This is a genomic window from Arthrobacter sp. B2I5 (assembly GCF_030816735.1).
Classification (GTDB): domain Bacteria; phylum Actinomycetota; class Actinomycetes; order Actinomycetales; family Micrococcaceae; genus Arthrobacter.
Window position 1 is genome coordinate 3,340,814 of record NZ_JAUSYF010000001.1, and the last position, 15,451, is coordinate 3,356,264.

Annotated in this window: 16 protein-coding genes; 9 read left to right on the top strand and 7 right to left on the bottom strand. The window is 66.8% G+C overall.

Going from position 1 to position 15,451, the window contains the following annotated elements:
• The first annotated feature begins 4 nt into the window (after positions 1-4).
• The 4 genes from QFZ60_RS15515 to QFZ60_RS15530 all read left to right on the top strand — a co-directional run bounded on the left by QFZ60_RS15515 (position 5) and on the right by QFZ60_RS15530 (position 4,353).
• A complete protein-coding gene (locus QFZ60_RS15515; protein ID WP_307091584.1) occupies positions 5-2,668 on the top strand; it encodes a PEP/pyruvate-binding domain-containing protein in 2,664 nt (887 codons plus the stop codon).
• A 32-nt stretch (positions 2,669-2,700) separates the two neighbouring features.
• Positions 2,701-3,243 (top strand): hypothetical protein, encoded by a 543-nt coding sequence (locus QFZ60_RS15520; RefSeq protein ID WP_307091586.1) that lies wholly within the window; start codon positions 2,701-2,703, stop codon positions 3,241-3,243.
• A gap of 373 nt (positions 3,244-3,616) precedes the next feature.
• A complete protein-coding gene (locus QFZ60_RS15525) occupies positions 3,617-4,057 on the top strand; it encodes a hypothetical protein (protein WP_307091587.1) in 441 nt (146 codons plus the stop codon).
• Positions 4,058-4,086: 29 nt separating this feature from the next.
• Positions 4,087-4,353, top strand: a complete 267-nt coding sequence (locus tag QFZ60_RS15530; protein WP_307091589.1) for a hypothetical protein — start codon at positions 4,087-4,089, stop codon at positions 4,351-4,353.
• Between the two features lie 72 nt (positions 4,354-4,425).
• Here QFZ60_RS15530 and QFZ60_RS15535 read toward each other — a convergent pair whose 3' ends face one another.
• Together QFZ60_RS15535 and QFZ60_RS15540 are read right to left on the bottom strand one after the other, a co-directional pair.
• Complete coding sequence (locus tag QFZ60_RS15535; protein ID WP_307091592.1) at positions 4,426-5,322, bottom strand: diacylglycerol kinase family protein; 897 nt, start codon at positions 5,320-5,322, stop codon at positions 4,426-4,428.
• A gap of 9 nt (positions 5,323-5,331) precedes the next feature.
• A complete protein-coding gene (locus QFZ60_RS15540) occupies positions 5,332-5,598 on the bottom strand; it encodes a hypothetical protein (protein ID WP_307091593.1) in 267 nt (88 codons plus the stop codon).
• Positions 5,599-5,829: 231 nt separating this feature from the next.
• Between QFZ60_RS15540 and QFZ60_RS15545 the strand changes: the two genes are divergently transcribed.
• Positions 5,830-6,153: a hypothetical protein gene (locus tag QFZ60_RS15545; RefSeq protein ID WP_307091595.1), complete on the top strand. Its 324-nt coding sequence runs from the start codon at positions 5,830-5,832 to the stop codon at positions 6,151-6,153.
• A 52-nt stretch (positions 6,154-6,205) separates the two neighbouring features.
• Here the strand turns inward: QFZ60_RS15545 and QFZ60_RS15550 are convergent, their stop codons facing one another.
• Both QFZ60_RS15550 and QFZ60_RS15555 read right to left on the bottom strand, forming a co-directional pair.
• Entirely contained in the window at positions 6,206-7,090 is an 885-nt protein-coding gene (locus tag QFZ60_RS15550) for a DUF1524 domain-containing protein (protein ID WP_307091597.1), read from the bottom strand.
• 482 nt (positions 7,091-7,572) lie between these two features.
• A complete protein-coding gene (locus QFZ60_RS15555) occupies positions 7,573-8,442 on the bottom strand; it encodes a DUF1295 domain-containing protein (RefSeq protein WP_307091599.1) in 870 nt (289 codons plus the stop codon).
• 204 nt (positions 8,443-8,646) lie between these two features.
• Between QFZ60_RS15555 and QFZ60_RS15560 the strand changes: the two genes are divergently transcribed.
• Entirely contained in the window at positions 8,647-9,078 is a 432-nt protein-coding gene (locus tag QFZ60_RS15560; RefSeq protein ID WP_307091601.1) for a DUF2177 family protein, read from the top strand.
• A 162-nt stretch (positions 9,079-9,240) separates the two neighbouring features.
• Here QFZ60_RS15560 and QFZ60_RS15565 read toward each other — a convergent pair whose 3' ends face one another.
• The 3 genes from QFZ60_RS15565 to QFZ60_RS15575 form a co-directional block, all read right to left on the bottom strand.
• Positions 9,241-9,390, bottom strand: coding sequence for a hypothetical protein (locus QFZ60_RS15565; protein WP_307091602.1), 150 nt, complete (start codon positions 9,388-9,390; stop codon positions 9,241-9,243).
• Positions 9,387-10,778, bottom strand: a complete 1,392-nt coding sequence (locus tag QFZ60_RS15570) for an OFA family MFS transporter (RefSeq protein WP_307091604.1) — start codon at positions 10,776-10,778, stop codon at positions 9,387-9,389. Before QFZ60_RS15570 ends, QFZ60_RS15565 begins: the two co-directional genes overlap by 4 nt.
• A gap of 180 nt (positions 10,779-10,958) precedes the next feature.
• Complete coding sequence (locus QFZ60_RS15575) at positions 10,959-11,882, bottom strand: AraC family transcriptional regulator (RefSeq protein ID WP_307091605.1); 924 nt, start codon at positions 11,880-11,882, stop codon at positions 10,959-10,961.
• A 308-nt stretch (positions 11,883-12,190) separates the two neighbouring features.
• Here QFZ60_RS15575 and QFZ60_RS15580 point away from each other — a divergent pair, with 308 nt between their 5' ends.
• The 3 genes from QFZ60_RS15580 to QFZ60_RS15590 are packed head-to-tail and all read left to right on the top strand — an operon-like array spanning position 12,191 to position 15,443.
• Complete coding sequence (locus tag QFZ60_RS15580) at positions 12,191-13,543, top strand: sugar ABC transporter substrate-binding protein (protein ID WP_307091607.1); 1,353 nt, start codon at positions 12,191-12,193, stop codon at positions 13,541-13,543.
• Positions 13,544-13,563: 20 nt separating this feature from the next.
• On the top strand, positions 13,564-14,532 hold the full coding sequence (locus QFZ60_RS15585) for a carbohydrate ABC transporter permease (RefSeq protein WP_307091608.1): 969 nt from the start codon (positions 13,564-13,566) through the stop codon (positions 14,530-14,532).
• On the top strand, positions 14,529-15,443 hold the full coding sequence (locus QFZ60_RS15590) for a carbohydrate ABC transporter permease (protein WP_307091610.1): 915 nt from the start codon (positions 14,529-14,531) through the stop codon (positions 15,441-15,443). Before QFZ60_RS15585 ends, QFZ60_RS15590 begins: the two co-directional genes overlap by 4 nt.
• Positions 15,444-15,451: the final 8 nt, after the last annotated feature.

Sequence of the window (15,451 nt, forward strand, 5' to 3'; positions counted from 1 at the left end):
CTTCATGGCGTACGTCAAGGAATTGGGCGATGTGGGGCGGGATGATGTGGCCCTGGCCGGCGGCAAGGCGGTGGGCCTGGGCGGCATCATCCAGGCCGGCCTGCCCGTGCCGCCGGGGTTTGTCCTGACCACGGCCGCCTATCAGGACTTCGTCACGCACAACCAGTTCGAGGCGGCGATCCAGGAACTCGCCACACTGCAGCCGGGCCCAGCGCCGGAAGATTATGAGCACGCTTCCGCCCTGATCCGAACCCTGTTCAGCAAAGGCGCCATGCCGGCCGGCATCCAAGCGGAACTCGAGGCCGCCTACCAGCACCTTGGCGGGGAAACGGCAGTGTCGGTCCGCTCCTCCGCCACCGCCGAAGACCTCGCCTCCGCCAGTTTCGCCGGCCAGCAGGAAACCTACCTGAACGTGAGCGGCGCGGAGGCACTCACCCGGGCCGTCATCAACTGCTGGGCGTCGCTTTGGACGGCCCGCGCCATGGCCTACCGTGCCCGCGAAGGCGTGCGGCCTGACCAGGTGCGGCTCGCCGTCGTGGTCCAGCAGATGGTGGAGGCAGACGCGGCCGGGGTCATGTTCACCGCCAACCCCGCCAACGGCCGCCGCGACCAGACGGTGATCAGCGCCGCGTGGGGCCTGGGCGAGGCCGTGGTCAGCGGCACCGTCACCACGGATGACCTGGTGGTCGAGTCCGCCACGGGCAAGGTGCTCTCGCGGCAAACAGCCGACAAGGAGGTCATGACCGTGCCCGCGGAGAACGGAACGGCCGAGCAGCCGGTGGCGGAAGCCCGCCGTCGTGCGCCCGTCCTGGACGATGCCGCGGCAGCCAACCTCGCCCGCTACGGCCAGCGGAGCGCAGGCCACTTTGGCGCGCCGCAGGACATCGAATGGGCACGGGCCGGCGGCCGGTTCTTCCTGCTGCAGTCCCGGCCCATCACGGCATTGCCCGAACCTGCCGCCGACGTCCCCGAAACCTGGCCCGTGCCCTATCCCAAGGGGCTCTACTTCCGGGCGAGCATCGTGGAGCAGATGCCGGACCCGCTCACGCCGCTCTTCGCCGACCTCATTGACGGCTCGGTGACCCGCTCGCTGTCGGCCCTGATGAACCAGGCGCTGGGCCGCAACTCCCTGCGCGAGGGCGACGTTCGGTTCCCCACCATCAACGGCTACGCCTATTACTACTACCGCAACCTGGCCATGCTGCGGATGACGGGCCGCACGGTCCCGGCGCTGGGCGCGCTGTTCAGCGGCAAGGCGCACATGGGCATCACCGGCTGGCGCGACTATTCGCACCCGCGCTACGAACGGGTGGTCAGGGACTGGTCCATGACCCCGCCGCCGGAGCTCTCGGGCGATCGGCTGCTGGCCGGCGTGCAGGTGCTCCTGGACGCCGGCACCGTCTACTACACCGCCGTGCAGTCCATCATCCCGCTCGCCGCCATGAGCGAGCTCTCCTTCCAGGCCTTCTATGACAAGGCCGTCCGGCGCCGCGGCGATCCCCCGGCCCAGGAGTTCCTGCTGGGCTTCGACAGCGAACCCATCCGGGCCGAAAAGTCGCTGTACGACCTTGCAGGGTGGGCGCGCAGCGACCCCGCGCTGGTTGCGGCACTGCTGGAACGGCCGACGGCGGAACTCGCCGAGTGCCAGCGGACCGGTTCCGCGCCGGAAGGGGTGGACGAGGTCCTGTGGCAGGAATGGCGTTTCACCTTCCAGGAGCATCTGGACCTCTACGGCCATGCCGTCTACAACCTGGACTTCGCCACCCCCGTGCCGGCCGATGATCCGTCCGCCCAGCTGGAGACGGTGAGGTTTTACCTCCGTGGGCAGGGCACCGATCCGCATGAGCGGCAGCGGCTGCTGACCGAACGCCGGGAGTCGCTGACTCGGGACGTGGCCGCCCGGCTGGGGCCGCGCCGCCGTGCCCTGTTCTTCCGCCTGCTCCGGTGGGCCCAGGAAGCCGCACCGATCCGCGAAGACGCGCTGGCCGACGTCGGACTGGCCTGGCCGCTGCTGCGGCGCATGCTGCTGGAGCTCGGGCGGCGGCTGGTGTCCTCGGGCGTGCTTGCCGCGCCGGAGGACGTGTTCTGGCTGCGCCACCAGGAACTGCAGGCGGGCGTCGACTTCGGCCTCGCCGGGCCCGGGTCCCGTGGTGGCGCGGCCATTGCCGGAGCTTCACGGCCCGTTCGGGCCGCCGCCGTCGAGGAGCGAAAGATGCTGTGGCGGGGCCAGGCGAAGGCCGCGGCCCCGCAGATGCTGCCCGAGAGCAAATGGGTAGAGCGGTCGTTCGGGTCCTGGATGCCCGCGGGTTCCCAGCACCAATCCGGCGACGTGATCAAGGGGGCTGGCGCGAGCTCCGGCAAGGTCACCGCGCAGGCCCGCGTGTTGCGGGGCCCCGGGGATTTCGGCCTGATGCAGCCCGGCGAGGTGCTGGTGGCCCGCATCACCACTCCCGCCTGGACGCCGCTGTTCGCGATGGCGTCCGCGGTAGTGACGGACGTGGGCGGACCGCTCAGCCACAGCTCCATCGTGGCCCGCGAATACGGCATCCCGGCCGTCCTGGGCACCGGGGTGGCGACGCAGCGGCTGGCCGCCGTTCAGCAGGTCACGGTTGATGGCGACGCCGGTACGGTCACCATCAGGCATCCGTCCACCAGCGGACAACGTTAGGAAAGAGGGGCCCGGAGGCGCATAGTTGGGAGATGACCAGTCCTTACACCCGGGGCGACTCCTTCAGCAGCGAGGCTTCCCGGAAACACATCAGGCAGGCGCTCGCGAACTACGGTGCAACCGACGTTGTGTTCACTCAACGGGGAAGCCTGAGCGCCGTCGCCTTCAAGGGTGACGGGCGGCAGTTCCGGATTGTCATGCCCATACTGCAATCCGAAGGCGCCCTGGCGATCCGGGGAGACACCGCGGACAGCCGGCTCCACGAAGCGAACGCAAGAATCCTGGAACGCGCCAACCGCAAATCCTGGCACGCCCTGGCCCAGGCCATAGACGCCAAGCTCGGAGCGGCGGCGGCAGGCATTGCCACCCTTGAATCGGAATTCCTGGCCCATGTGGTCCTCCCCGGGAACCAGACCGTGCTTGACGAGCTCGAACCCATCATCGACTCTGCCTACCGGACCGGCCGGCGGCCATCATTCGGCGGTCCGGATCCTTCGGCGCGTGCCGCTGAGGGCGAGGCAGATTTCCCACAACTCCGGGCCGTCCCGTCCCCCACGTCCCGCGGCGGCAGCTAACCGCACCGGCTCCACAAGCCGCCGGTCCCGGCGTTGCCGGACACCCGCCGTCGGGCACGCCGCAACGGCGCGCCAACAAGCGTAGACTCAAAGCATCCCGGGGCACCGTGACTGGATATCCGGTTTCCCGACAATGAGTTCCATTCTCCTGCAGCCCTCCCGGGCTGCTGACCAGCGCCGTACCGAGCGACTTCGACTCCGGCGCTGCAGGGAATTGGAACGACGAGGGCGGCCAAGAGCGCACCAAAGGCCGGAACGGCATCCCGGCCGATCCCTCCCCGCAGCCGACCCGGACCCGGGTCCCCTGCCCCTTCACCGCCGGCCCGCTTCACGGGATCCGGCAGTGCATCGTCTGGAACGCTGGTAGAACACCATGACCACCACCCAAGACTCTGCCGTCCGCGCCGACTCGGCACTGACCCTCAGCGGAGTCCTCGCATCCGCGCTGCCGCATGACCTGGGCACTGCGCAGGGTCCCACGCGCTACATCGTCCCGGCTGTCTTCTCCCGCCGGCCCCTTCCCCGCGAAATCGACCTCCTGCACGGCGAAGGCCCCAAGCGGCGGCTCGCCGAGGCCGGGTACAGCGACGTGGACATCCATGTCTCCGACCGCCGCCTCCTGGTCAGCAACACCAATCTCGCGGACCTCAAGTCGGGGTTGGCCCATCTCCTTGGTGCAATCCTGCGCGACATCTCTGCCCAGGCCGCACAGGAACTTTCCGAGCGCAGCGACGAACTGGAAGCCCTGGGGTTGATCGAGGAACAGCGGCTTGAGTCCCTCCGCCGGGCCGCCGCCGACATCCACTTCGATTAAACCCCGGCAACTGCCACGAAAGGCACACCATGACAGACTTGCGCATCCGCGACCAATGGAACCGGCTTCCCGCCCCTGTGACGCAGTGGCTAATGGAAAATCCCGGCTGCATGATCCTTCCCCGGACACTCTCCGCGGAAATCAGTGCAGCTACCGGCCAGCCTGCGAACGACGATCCCCATGGCGAGACAACCCTTAACCAGGAGGACATGGATTTCATCCGGATGAAGTCGCAGGAAGCGGAGCCCGGCCAGCCGGACCCCGGTTACACGTTCTTCGACTCCGTCCAGCCGTAGGCGCTCCCGGCCGGAACACCTCCGGGTAGCACTTCCGGCCGGAACAGCTGTTCGGAGTCCTGTGACGACGGGTCAAACAGTGGCGAGTGCACCTTTGGCGCTGTCCACCCGGACATGGGTGCCTGCCTGGATATGGACTATCTCGCCGTCGATCTGGCACGGAACGGCGTTGCGCGTGGAGAAGGCATAGCTTCTGACGCTGGGCTGATGCCCGAGTCCCAGGGTGACGGCGCGGAGGGTCATCAGGGCCATCTTCGTGAGCCCGGCATGGGGCAGCGTTACCACCTCGAACCGGCCATCGTCCGGGTACTGTGACTCGCTGACCGTCCCGTACTTCGCCATCCGCGAGATGTTGGCCAGGATCAGGCTGTCGAACTTCGCGGTGGCCCCGTCGTCCCGCACCAGCTCGAACGGCTCAAGGCGGCGAAGCGTGCGGGCAACGGAAACCAGTTCCAGGACTTTCCCCTTGCCGCCTTTCTCGATGCCGATGGCCATCAGGGGCGTCAGCCCGAAGCCCACATAGGAGTGCGCGTACTGGACCTGTTCCCGGCTTCCGGACCGGAACGCCACCCGCAGCAGGTCGATGTGCCGCACCGTCTTCTCCGTGAGTGCCCCGCTGAGGGTACGGGCCGGCAGGCTTCGGAAGTGGTCGTTGGCGTTGCCTGCGGGAATCACGGTGCACACCGCTTTGCTGCCGGGAACGTCCATCACACCGTTGACTACCTCGTTGTATCCGCCGTCGCCGCTGACCGACAGAATAAGCGGAGCACCCCGCCCCGCCTCGATCCGCGCAAGTGCGCGGGCGTGCCCCGCATACTCCGTGGGCAGCAGCTCAACAGACAGGTCCGGCAGGTCCGTGGCCAGTTCCCGCTGCAAGGCCTCGATCCGCGTGCCCATCCCGGCCCGGCCCGGGTTGAAGATCACCATGGCGCGGTCAAAAGGGCCCGCAGGCACTCCGGCATCAGCCATTGCCTGCCGCTACTCCCCCATCCCCGGGTGCACGGGAACGAAGTCGATCTTGTTGCCGGAGTTGGTGCGGCCTGCGGGGGTCCGGTTGAATCCCCGCGCGTCCAGCCCGTTCCTGCCGCGGAATTCCGCGAGCGCCGCGTCATAGGCGTTGTTGAGGGTCCGGCCGGAGAACTCGCCGATGCTGCCGTCAGTGAAGGCGATCCTGATCCGGACGCTGGCGGGGTAGTGCCGGTTCATCCGGATGAAGCCGTCGGCGTCCTGCTGGAGGGTGATCATGGAATCCGCTTTCGTTGGTGGGAGCAGTCTCAAGTTTGCCTCAAATCCTGGCGGACGCCGGACCTGCCGGTGCCATACTGGGCCATGGGGATGACACGGCGTGGAACATGGCTGCGGTACGGGCTGCTCTCAGCCCTACTGATCGGGATCCACCTGGGCACCCGGTGGTACTTTTCCGAGGGTATTTACCAAGGCGGCGCGAACGTTCCACTGCGGAAATTCCCGGAAGACGTGGACGTCCTGGATCTTCTGACCTTCACACCGATCTTCATCGGACTCAAGTTCCTGGCTTACGACTCCGCGGTGCGCTCCTTCACCAAGGGCTACACGCCTCCCGCAGTAATGGTCGTCTTCATCGCCGGCTACGTAGTGGCCCTGGCGATGGACATTGCCTGCCTCATCGCGGCGGCAAAACCCATTGCCGACTCGGGGTTTGCGCTTCTGGGCCCGATTCTCCAAACGCCGTTTGTACTCTTCTTAGCCGGCGCAATTATTGCAGGTTTGGCACTGCAAAAAGACTTCCCCCCGGAGGCGCAACCGGACCCGCCACGTTAACCACCCTCCGGCATGGCGCGCCCAAGGAGGAGCGCGGGGGGCAGGCGGGCGCTCAGCCCTCGCAGGCCACCCCGTCGCCGTCGCCGTCCAGCCCGGACCGGTAGCCGGCGGCACCTGCATACAGTGGCGCTGCCCCAGCGGCCACCACCTCGGCGCAGCTGGCGTAGTAGACCACTGTGCTTGCGGCGGCGGGCGCGACGGACGTCGGCGCCGGTTCGCCCGGGCAGCCGGCCAGGATGCCCGCAATCGCATCGTGCTCCGCCTGCGTCACCCACAAGCCGTACCGGGCCTTGACCGACACCTGCCGGGCGACGTACCCGCACCGGAACCCCTTGGCGGGCGGCAACCAGGTGGCGGCGTCGCCGTCGCCCTTTTGCTGGTTGGTGGGACCATCGGTGGCCTGAAGGTTCAGCGGATCGTTGGCGAACGCTGTCCGCTGCTCCGTGCTCAGCTGCTGGGCGCCCTTTTGCCAGGCGTCGCTGAGGGCCACCACGTGGTCGATCTGTACGGCGTTGCTGGTGGTGGTGCCGCGGAGGAACTTGATGACCGTGCCGGTGTAGGGATCTGCGAGCACTCCGGTCTTGACGGTGCAGGGGACGCTGCCGGTGAAGGTCACCTCGGTCAGGTCCCGCCGGAGGATGTCGTTGCGGGTGTCGCAGCCGTTCCGGTCCACGTCCGCCCACGTGGCCCCGAACAGCGACCGCTCATACCCCGTCTTGGGCGCCCGGCCCTTCACCGGAAGGGTAGCCAGCAGGTCCACGGCCGCAATGGCAGCATCCGGCCCGGCCACGGTGGTGGAGGTGCCGTCCAGGGCGTCGGTGGCGATGGCCGGCAGGCTTGGCGTGAAGAGCGCCAGCAGGGCGGAAAGCACGACGGCGGCCGTCCAGCGGATTGCGGACGCGGGCAGTGTTGCGGGCAAGGACGAGTAGCCGGACATGCAGGTTCCCCAGGTTGTGTGCAGGAAGGGTTTGGGGCGTCAGCCCCCCATTGCCGCTGACGCCACGGACGAGCCTAGCGTCCTGCACCTGCCGAAAATGCCGGTTCCGGCGGGAGTGGGCGAATCCTTCCCGACTTCTGCGCTTATCCTGTGACGGCGGCACCGGCTGGCCGTAGACCAGCTCCCCGGACACCCGGGGGCCGGTCAGGTCCAGGAAGTGGTAGAACACCTGGAAGAACCGGGATCGTCAGCAGCGTCAAAGTCCCGAACTTGAAAGTAAGCATGCTTGCTATTAGGGTTGGGATCAGCTTCTCCGCTTGGCCCCCATCAGGCGGAGTGGTTGCCAGGAAGGCCCCGCGTACTTCAAGTACTGCGGGGCTTTTCGTGTCTGCCCCCAGGCAGCAGTATGGGGTTGTAAATGGCAAAGACAACGGCGGCACCCAAGCCCGGGTGCCGCCGTCGTCCGTCCTGCCGGAAGAGCCTTATTTGAGCTTTGGCACCAGCACGGGCGTGTTCCGCTTGTACTCCTCGTAGTCCGGCTGGCCGCCCCACTTCTTGTCCGCCTTCTTCTCCAGCGGCGGCACACCGCTGCCCTTGATCAGCAGCAGGGCCACGAACACCGGGGAAACCAGGGCGGCCCACTGCCAGCCCTGCAGGACGGGCAGGGCGATGATGGCCACGCCCACCCAGAGGGTGATTTCGCCGAAGTAGTTGGGGTGGCGGGACCTGGACCAGAGCCCGGTGCTGATGAAGCGGCCCTTGTTGGCGGGGTTGTCCTTGAAGCGGTTCTTCTGCAGGTCCGCAAGGGTCTCGATGGTGATGCCCGCGGCCCACACCAGCAGCCCCACCCAGAAGAATCCGTCCAGGCCCACCTTCTTGTCCGAGGTGATGGCCACCCACGCCAGCGCCGCCGTGAGGACCACCCACAGGCCCTGGATGGTCCACGTGTTCAGGAAGCGGAAAAAGTCCGGCTTGAGCTCGTCGAAGCGGTCGTCCTTGCCGTGCTTACTGATCCGGATGAACAGGAAGCTGCCCAGCCGCGCGGCCCACAGCACCACCATGGCTGCCAGCAGCATCCCGCGCGCATCCACGCCCGGGCTGGCCAGCACCAGGAACACCGTGATGGAGATGTACGTCAGGGCGCCGGTGAGGTCGTAGAACTTTTCCGTCTGCGCCTTGTAGGACGGGATGAACACCAGCCACTGGATCACGAACGCGACGGCAACCCCCAGCGCGAACACCGGGAGCCCGCCGATCCGGGACCCGCCCTGGCTTCCGGCCAGGGCAATGAGTACCGCCACCACCACGGCAACGACGGTACTGATGAGGGCCTTGCGGCTCTTTTCGTTCACGGACAGGTTCCTTTCCCTGGCCTGCCGCGCTCTGCTGCGCGGCCGGTCCCTACACACCCCTGCGGGCACGTTTGCATCCAAACTACGCATAGCGCGGTCCACTTAGTCTTCGGAGCGGGGACAGGTTTGTATGGGTCAGGCAATCCGCCGGGTACGCCGGCAGCGAACTGCTTCTGGAACCGTTACCGACGCAAGGAGCCACGCATGAGCCCCCGCACCAAAAACTGGCTGACCACCTACGTTGTCAGCGCCCTGATTTTCGCGGTGCTGGACGTGGCGTGGATCCTGCTGGTGGCCAACCCGCTGTACCAGGGCCAGATCGGGCACCTCCTGGCACCCAGGGCCAACCTGCCCGGCGCGGTCCTCTTCTATGTCATCTTCGTGGCGGGGATGGTGCACTACGGCGTCCGGCCCAACAGCCCCGGCCTCGCACTGCGGCAACGGGTCACGGGTGCCGCCCTGTTCGGATTCTTCACCTACGCCACCTGGGCGCTGACCGGGTTCGCGGTGCTGAAGGATTTCACTGCCGTGGTGGCCGTGACGGACATCCTCTGGGGAGCCGCGGCCTGCAGCGTGGTCACGTGGGTTTCGGCTACTGTGCTGCGGGGCCGGCTGGCGAGGGTTGCCGCGGCCTAAAGCCCGCTTTCGCGTCCGCACCCGCGTCACGCAGGGCGGACTTTGGACCCGCCCGCGGGGAGGAAACCGCGGAAAGCCGGGGGCCGGCGTCGTCCGTTGCCCTGAAAGCGTGCCCTGCGTGACGCGACGCCGCACAGAGTGGCCCGCGGCCCGGCGCAGGAGTCAGCCGAACAGCGCCGTCACCTGGGTCAGCGTTTGGAAAACCCCATAGGCCAGCGGGATCCCCACCAGGACCCACGCCAGGACCAGCCTGCCGGTGGACTTTTTGTGGGCCGGCTCGTTTGCGCCGTGGGTGTGTGCAGTGCTGCTCATTTCAGGCCTCCGTGGGAAGATTCGTGCCGCTCGGCGCGGCGTTCGTGGAACCGTGCGTCGACGGGCTTGACCAGCAGGTTGGCCAGGAAGCCCACCACCAGCAGTCCCACCATGGTCAGCAGCGCCGGCTGGTAGGACACTGCATTCAGCTGGCCGGGCTTGCCCTGCGCGTCCAGGATGCTGTTGACGATCAAGGGCCCGGCCACCCCGGCCGCGGACCAGGCGGTAAGCAGCCGGCCGTGGATGGCCCCCACCTGGTACGTCCCGAAGAGGTCCCGCAGATAGGCCGGCACGGTGGCAAACCCGCCTCCGTAGAACGAAATGATGATGAAGGCGAGCACCACGTAAAGGGCCGTGGCGGAGGAACCGGCAAACGCCAGCACCGTATACAGTACGGCGCCCACGCCCAGGTACATCATGTAAATGCGCTTGCGCCCGGTGACGTCGGAGGTGGCGGACCAGGCGAACCGGCCCGACATGTTGCCGATGGACAGCAGCCCCACGAATCCGGCGGCGACACCGGCACTTACCAGGGACTTGCCGTCGGACTGCCGGAAGAAGTCCTGGATCATGGGCGCCGCCTGCTCCAGGATGCCGATGCCCGCCGTGACATTGCAGAACAGCGCCACCCACACCAACCAGAACTGCCTGGTCTTGATGGCATTCTTCGCTGACACGTTCTCCGTGGTCACCAGCTTGGCCGCCTTGACTTTGGCGGGGTCGAACCCGGCGGGCCGCCAGCCGTCCGCGGGCACCCGGACGGTGAACGCGCCGAACAGCATGTAGGCGAGATAGACGACGGCGAGGGTCAGGAAGAGCTTGCCCACGGCGTCGCCGCTGGCCACCCAGCCCTGGCCGCCGGAGTTGGGATCGTAGGCCCTGAGCAGGGCCTGGGATACCGGGCTCGCGATCAGTGCGCCGCCGCCGAAGCCCATGATCGCCATGCCGGTGGCCAGGCCGGGCCGGTCCGGGAACCACTTGATCAGCGTGGACACCGGTGAAATGTAGCCGATGCCCAGGCCAATGCCGCCCACCACTCCGTACCCGAGGTACACGAGCCACAACTGGTGCGAGAAGATGCCCAGCGAGCCGATCAGGAACCCGCCCGCCCAGAACATCGCCGAGGTAAACATCGCCTTGCGGGGTCCGTTGGTGTCCACCCAGGTTCCCATGACCGCGGCGGAAAGACCCAGCATCACGATGGCGATGGAGAAGATCACCCCGATCTCCGTCAGGCTGGCACCAAAGTGCTTGACCAGGGCGGTCTTGTACACGCTGGTGGCGTAGGCCTGGCCGATGCAGAGATGGACGGCGAGCGCAGCCGGCGGTACCAGCCAGCGGTTGAAGCCCGGCGGGGCGATGGAGTGGTCGCGGTCCAGGAAGCCCATGGTGATTCCCTTTACTTCTCGATGACGTCGATGTCTGATCGATCCAGAGGCGAAAGGCCCTGTTGAACCCAGGCCCATTACCTTGGGCAATCATCATGCAAATCATCAGCAAACGTACTGTTGGCGCGCCGAGCGGCAGGAAATGCGCGGCGAGCGGTGGCTGGCCGGTGTACTCCCCGTTTAGCCCTGCACCCGCTGCCGGTAGTTGCGGGGCGTCTCACCGGCATCGTTGAGGAAGTGCCGGTTGAAGTTGGACAGATTGGAGAAGCCCACCTCATAGCAAATCTCGGACACCGGCTTATCGGTGCGCTCCAGCAGGCGCCGGGCGTGGGCCAGGCGGAGTTTGCGGACCAGGTCGCTGAAGTTCTGCCCCGTGGCCCGCTTGAAGTACTTGGAGAACGTGGGCTCCGGCATCCCCACCAGCGCCGCTGCCTCGGACATCCGGACGCTGCCGGCATGGTTGCTGAACACGTACTCCAGGACAAGATCGACGACGGCGGCGGCCTGGCCGTCCAGCTGCGGCCGGAACCACTCTTCCGCAAGGTAGCGCCGCTCACCTTCCGGGGCGGCGGCCAGGATTCCAAACAGCTCGAACAGGTGCTGGAGCCGGGCCAGGCCGCTGGTGGATCCCATCGCTTCAATGGCTTCCGCGGCCGCCAGCGCAGACTGCCCCAGGAACTCGATCCCCCGCGCCGACTGTTCCAGCAGCGGCCTCACCTCGGCCAGTTCGGGGACCAGGGCCGAGGCCTGCTCAACCCACTTGCCGTCGAACTGGATCACCGCGTCCCGGTTCTCCAGCACCTCGCCGGGCTCCAGGTCACTGACCCAGTCGTGCGGCAGCCCCGACCCCACCAGCGACACATGCCCCGCCTCGAAGGTGCCGATGTGGTCCCCCACGATGAACTTTCCCGTGCCCTTGCGGATCAGGTGGATCTCATACTCGGGATGGTAGTTCCACCGCGCCAGCGGGCTGGGGTAGCTGTGCTGGTGCCACCGGACGGAGTGTTGGGGATCCGGCGGAATCACTTCACGGTTGGCCCTCATCCCCAGCAGCCTCTCGGCGAGCCGGGCGGTGGCTCCGTGGGCGGTGTCCGCGCTGGCCATGGTGGTCTCCGTGCATCCGGTGGTTATGAATTCTGGACGGCTCCCCGGCCGTCTTTCCCCAGAGTAGCGCCTGCCGCGTCACAGCGGGCCGGAAAATAAGTATCAGAAACCGGCAACCAGGGCGCTAGTTGTAGCCGATGGGCCGGACCTAATCTTGAGGAACACCAAACGTCCTCCGGCTTCACGCACAGCCCGGGGACGCCCCAAACCACTCCCCGGCGCAGCCGCCGGTGGACCGTGCAGTTCATGGGAATAACTCACCCCCGTGAACTGCATCTGCAATCCCCTGAAGAACAAAGGAGTCCTTAATGCGCCCAAAAATGCGCGCTGCGAGCCTGGCGGCCGGCGCTTTGTGCGTCGCGCTGAGTGCCTCGGCCTGTGCAGGTGCCGGCGGAGGAAACGCCGCCGGAGACCCGAACAGCATCAACGTCCTGATGGTCAACAACCCCCAAATGGAGGACCTCCAGCGGCTTACCGCGGACAACTTCACCAAGGAAACCGGCATCAAGGTCAACTACACGATCCTGCCGGAGAATGATGTCCGCGCCAAGATCAGCCAGGAGTTCTCCAGCCAGGCCGGCCAGTACGATGTCGCATCGCTGTCCAACTACGAAATCCCGTTCTACTCCGCCAACGGCTGGCTGGCCCCGCTGGACGCGGTGGCCAAGGATCCCGCCTTCAACCAGGCCGACATCCTGCCCGCCTACACGGCATCCCTTACCGGCACGGACGGAAAGCTTTACGGCGAGCCCTTCTACGGCGAGTCCTCCTTCCTGATGTACCGGAAGGACATCCTGGACGCCAAGGGGCTCACCATGCCGGAGAAGCCCACCTGGGACGAAGTGGCGGAAATCGCCGCGCAGGCCGACGGCGCCGCACCCGGCATGAAGGGCATCTGCCTGCGCGGCCAGCCAGGCTGGGGCCAGGTCTTCGCTCCGCTCACCACAGTGGTGAACACCTTCGGCGGCACCTGGTTCGACAAGGACTGGAACGCCCAGGTCAACTCCCCCGAGTTCACGGCGGCCACCGATTTCTACACGAAGCTGGTCCGCGAGCACGGTGAATCGGGTGCTGCCCAAGCCGGCTTCACCGAGTGCCTGAACAACATGAGCCAGGGCAAGGTGGCCATGTGGTACGACGCCACCTCGGCCGCCGGAGCCCTGGAAGCGGACGCCTCCCCCGTCAAGGGCAAGATCGGCTACGCCCAGGCACCGGTGAAGGAAACCCCGTCCTCCGGCTGGCTGTGGACCTGGTCCTGGGCGGCCCAGGCTGCCTCGAAGAAGCAGGACGCGGCCGCCCAGTTCATCGCCTGGGCCAGCTCCAAGGACTACGAGCAGCTCGTGGCCGCGAAGCTCGGCCGGGCCAAAGTGCCCTCCGGCAAGCGCATCTCCACATACGAGAACAGCGACTTCCAGAAGGCCGCGCCGTTCTTCAAGGCTGAACGCTTCGCCATCGAAAACGCCGACCCCAAGAATCCCGGCACCCAGCCGCGTCCCGCCGTCGGCATCCAATTCGTGGGCATCCCCGAGTTTGCCGCCCTGGGCACCAACGTCTCGCAGGGCGTCAGCTCCGTCATCGCCGGCCAGGGCACCGTGGCCGACGCGCTGGCCAAGGGCCAGGAGGCCGCCCAAAAAATTGGCAACAAGTACAAGCAGCCCTAACCGAACCGCAGGAGAACATCATGACTACCGCAACGGCGCGCATCTCCCGGCCGGGACACACCGCAGCAAAACCCGCACGAACTCCCAAATCGCGTGAACGCGCCCTGGCCTGGGCCCGGCGTGCCCCGCTGCTCCCGGCCCTCATCTTCCTCATCGTCGTCACCCAGCTTCCGTTCGTGGTGACGCTGATCATCTCGTTCCTGAACTGGAACAGCCTGAGCCCCACCAAGACTGCCTTCGCCGGCCTGGAAAACTACGTCACGGTCCTCACCGACCCCGACCTCCGCCAGGCGATCTTCACCACCATCCTCCTCACCGTCTCCGTGGTCCTGGCCAGCCTGCTCATCGGGTTGGGCCTGGCGCTGCTGCTGGACAAGAAGTTCATCGGCCGCGGACTGGCCCGGACCCTCCTGATCGCACCGTTCCTGGTGGTGCCCGTGGCCGCGGCCCTGATCTGGAAGCATGCGCTGCTCAACCCCGCGTACGGCCTGATCAACGGGATCCTGACCTGGCTCTGGTCCCTCTTCGGCAGCGCCACACCGCCGCAGCTGGACCTGCTCTCCCAGGCACCCCTGGCTGCAGTGGCCGTCTCGCTGGTGTGGCAGTGGACCCCGTTCATGATGCTCATCCTGCTGGCAGGCCTGCAGTCCCGTCCCATGGACACGGTGGAAGCGGCGCAGATGGATGGCGCCACCCCCTGGGCCATCTTCCGGCTCCTGACGCTCCCGCACCTGCGCCAGTACCTGGAACTCGGCGGCCTGCTCGGCGCGATCTACATCGTGCAGAACTTCGACTCCGTATTCACCCTCACGGCGGGGGGCCTGGGCACCGCCAACCTGCCCTACGCCATCTACCAGACGTTCTACTACGCGAACGAATACGGCCTGGCCTCCGCCGCCGGCGTCGTGGTGGTCATCGGCACCATCATCGTGGCCACCTTCGCCCTCCGCACCGTCTTTTCTCTCTTCAAGAAGGAGGCAGCACGATGAGCACCCTCACCCCCGCTGCACCGCGCAACACCGTCCAAGCCCCTGCCGGGAACACCGGTGTACGCCGCCGCGGCAAGACCCGCATGGACCCCACCCGCAACAACACCGCCGCCGGTATCGCCGCGTGGCTGCTGGCCCTGCTGTTCGCATCCCCGGTGGTATGGATAATCCTGACCTCCTTCCACTCGGAGACGGATGCGGCCACCAACCCGCCGTCGGTCGCCGCCAGCCTGACCCTGGACGCCTACCGGGAGTTCTTCGGCGAAACCTCCGGCGTCAGCCCGTGGCCGTCCCTGATCAACTCCGCCACTGCCTCCATCCTGTCCACAGTGCTGGTCCTGGTCCTGGCCATCCCGGCGGCATACGCGCTGTCCATCCGGCCGGTGAAGAAGTGGACAGATGTGATGTTCTTCTTCCTGTCCACCAAGATGATGCCCGTGGTGGCAGCGATCCTGCCGCTCTACCTGTTCGCCCGGACCGTGGGGGCCCTGGACAACATCTGGTTCCTGATCCTGATGTACACGTCCATGAACCTGCCCATCGCCGTGTGGATGATGCGCTCCTTCCTGGCCGAGGTGCCCGAGGAAATGCTGGAAGCGGCCCAGATCGACGGCGCCAACCTCCTGCTCATCCTGCGCAAGGTCATCGCCCCTGTAGCCATGCCCGGCATCGCCGCCACCGCCCTGATCTGCTTCATCTTCAGCTGGAACGAACTGCTCCTGGCCCGCGTCCTCACCGGTGTAGTGGCCGGCACTGCCCCAGTGTTCCTCACCGGCTTCGTCTCCGGCCAGGGCCTCTTCCTCGCCAAAGTCTGCGCGGCCGCCGTCGTCATTTCCCTGCCGGTGCTGTTCGCCGGCTTCGCTGCCCAGGACAAGCTCGTCCAGGGTCTCTCGCTCGGCGCCGTCAAGTAGCCACCTTC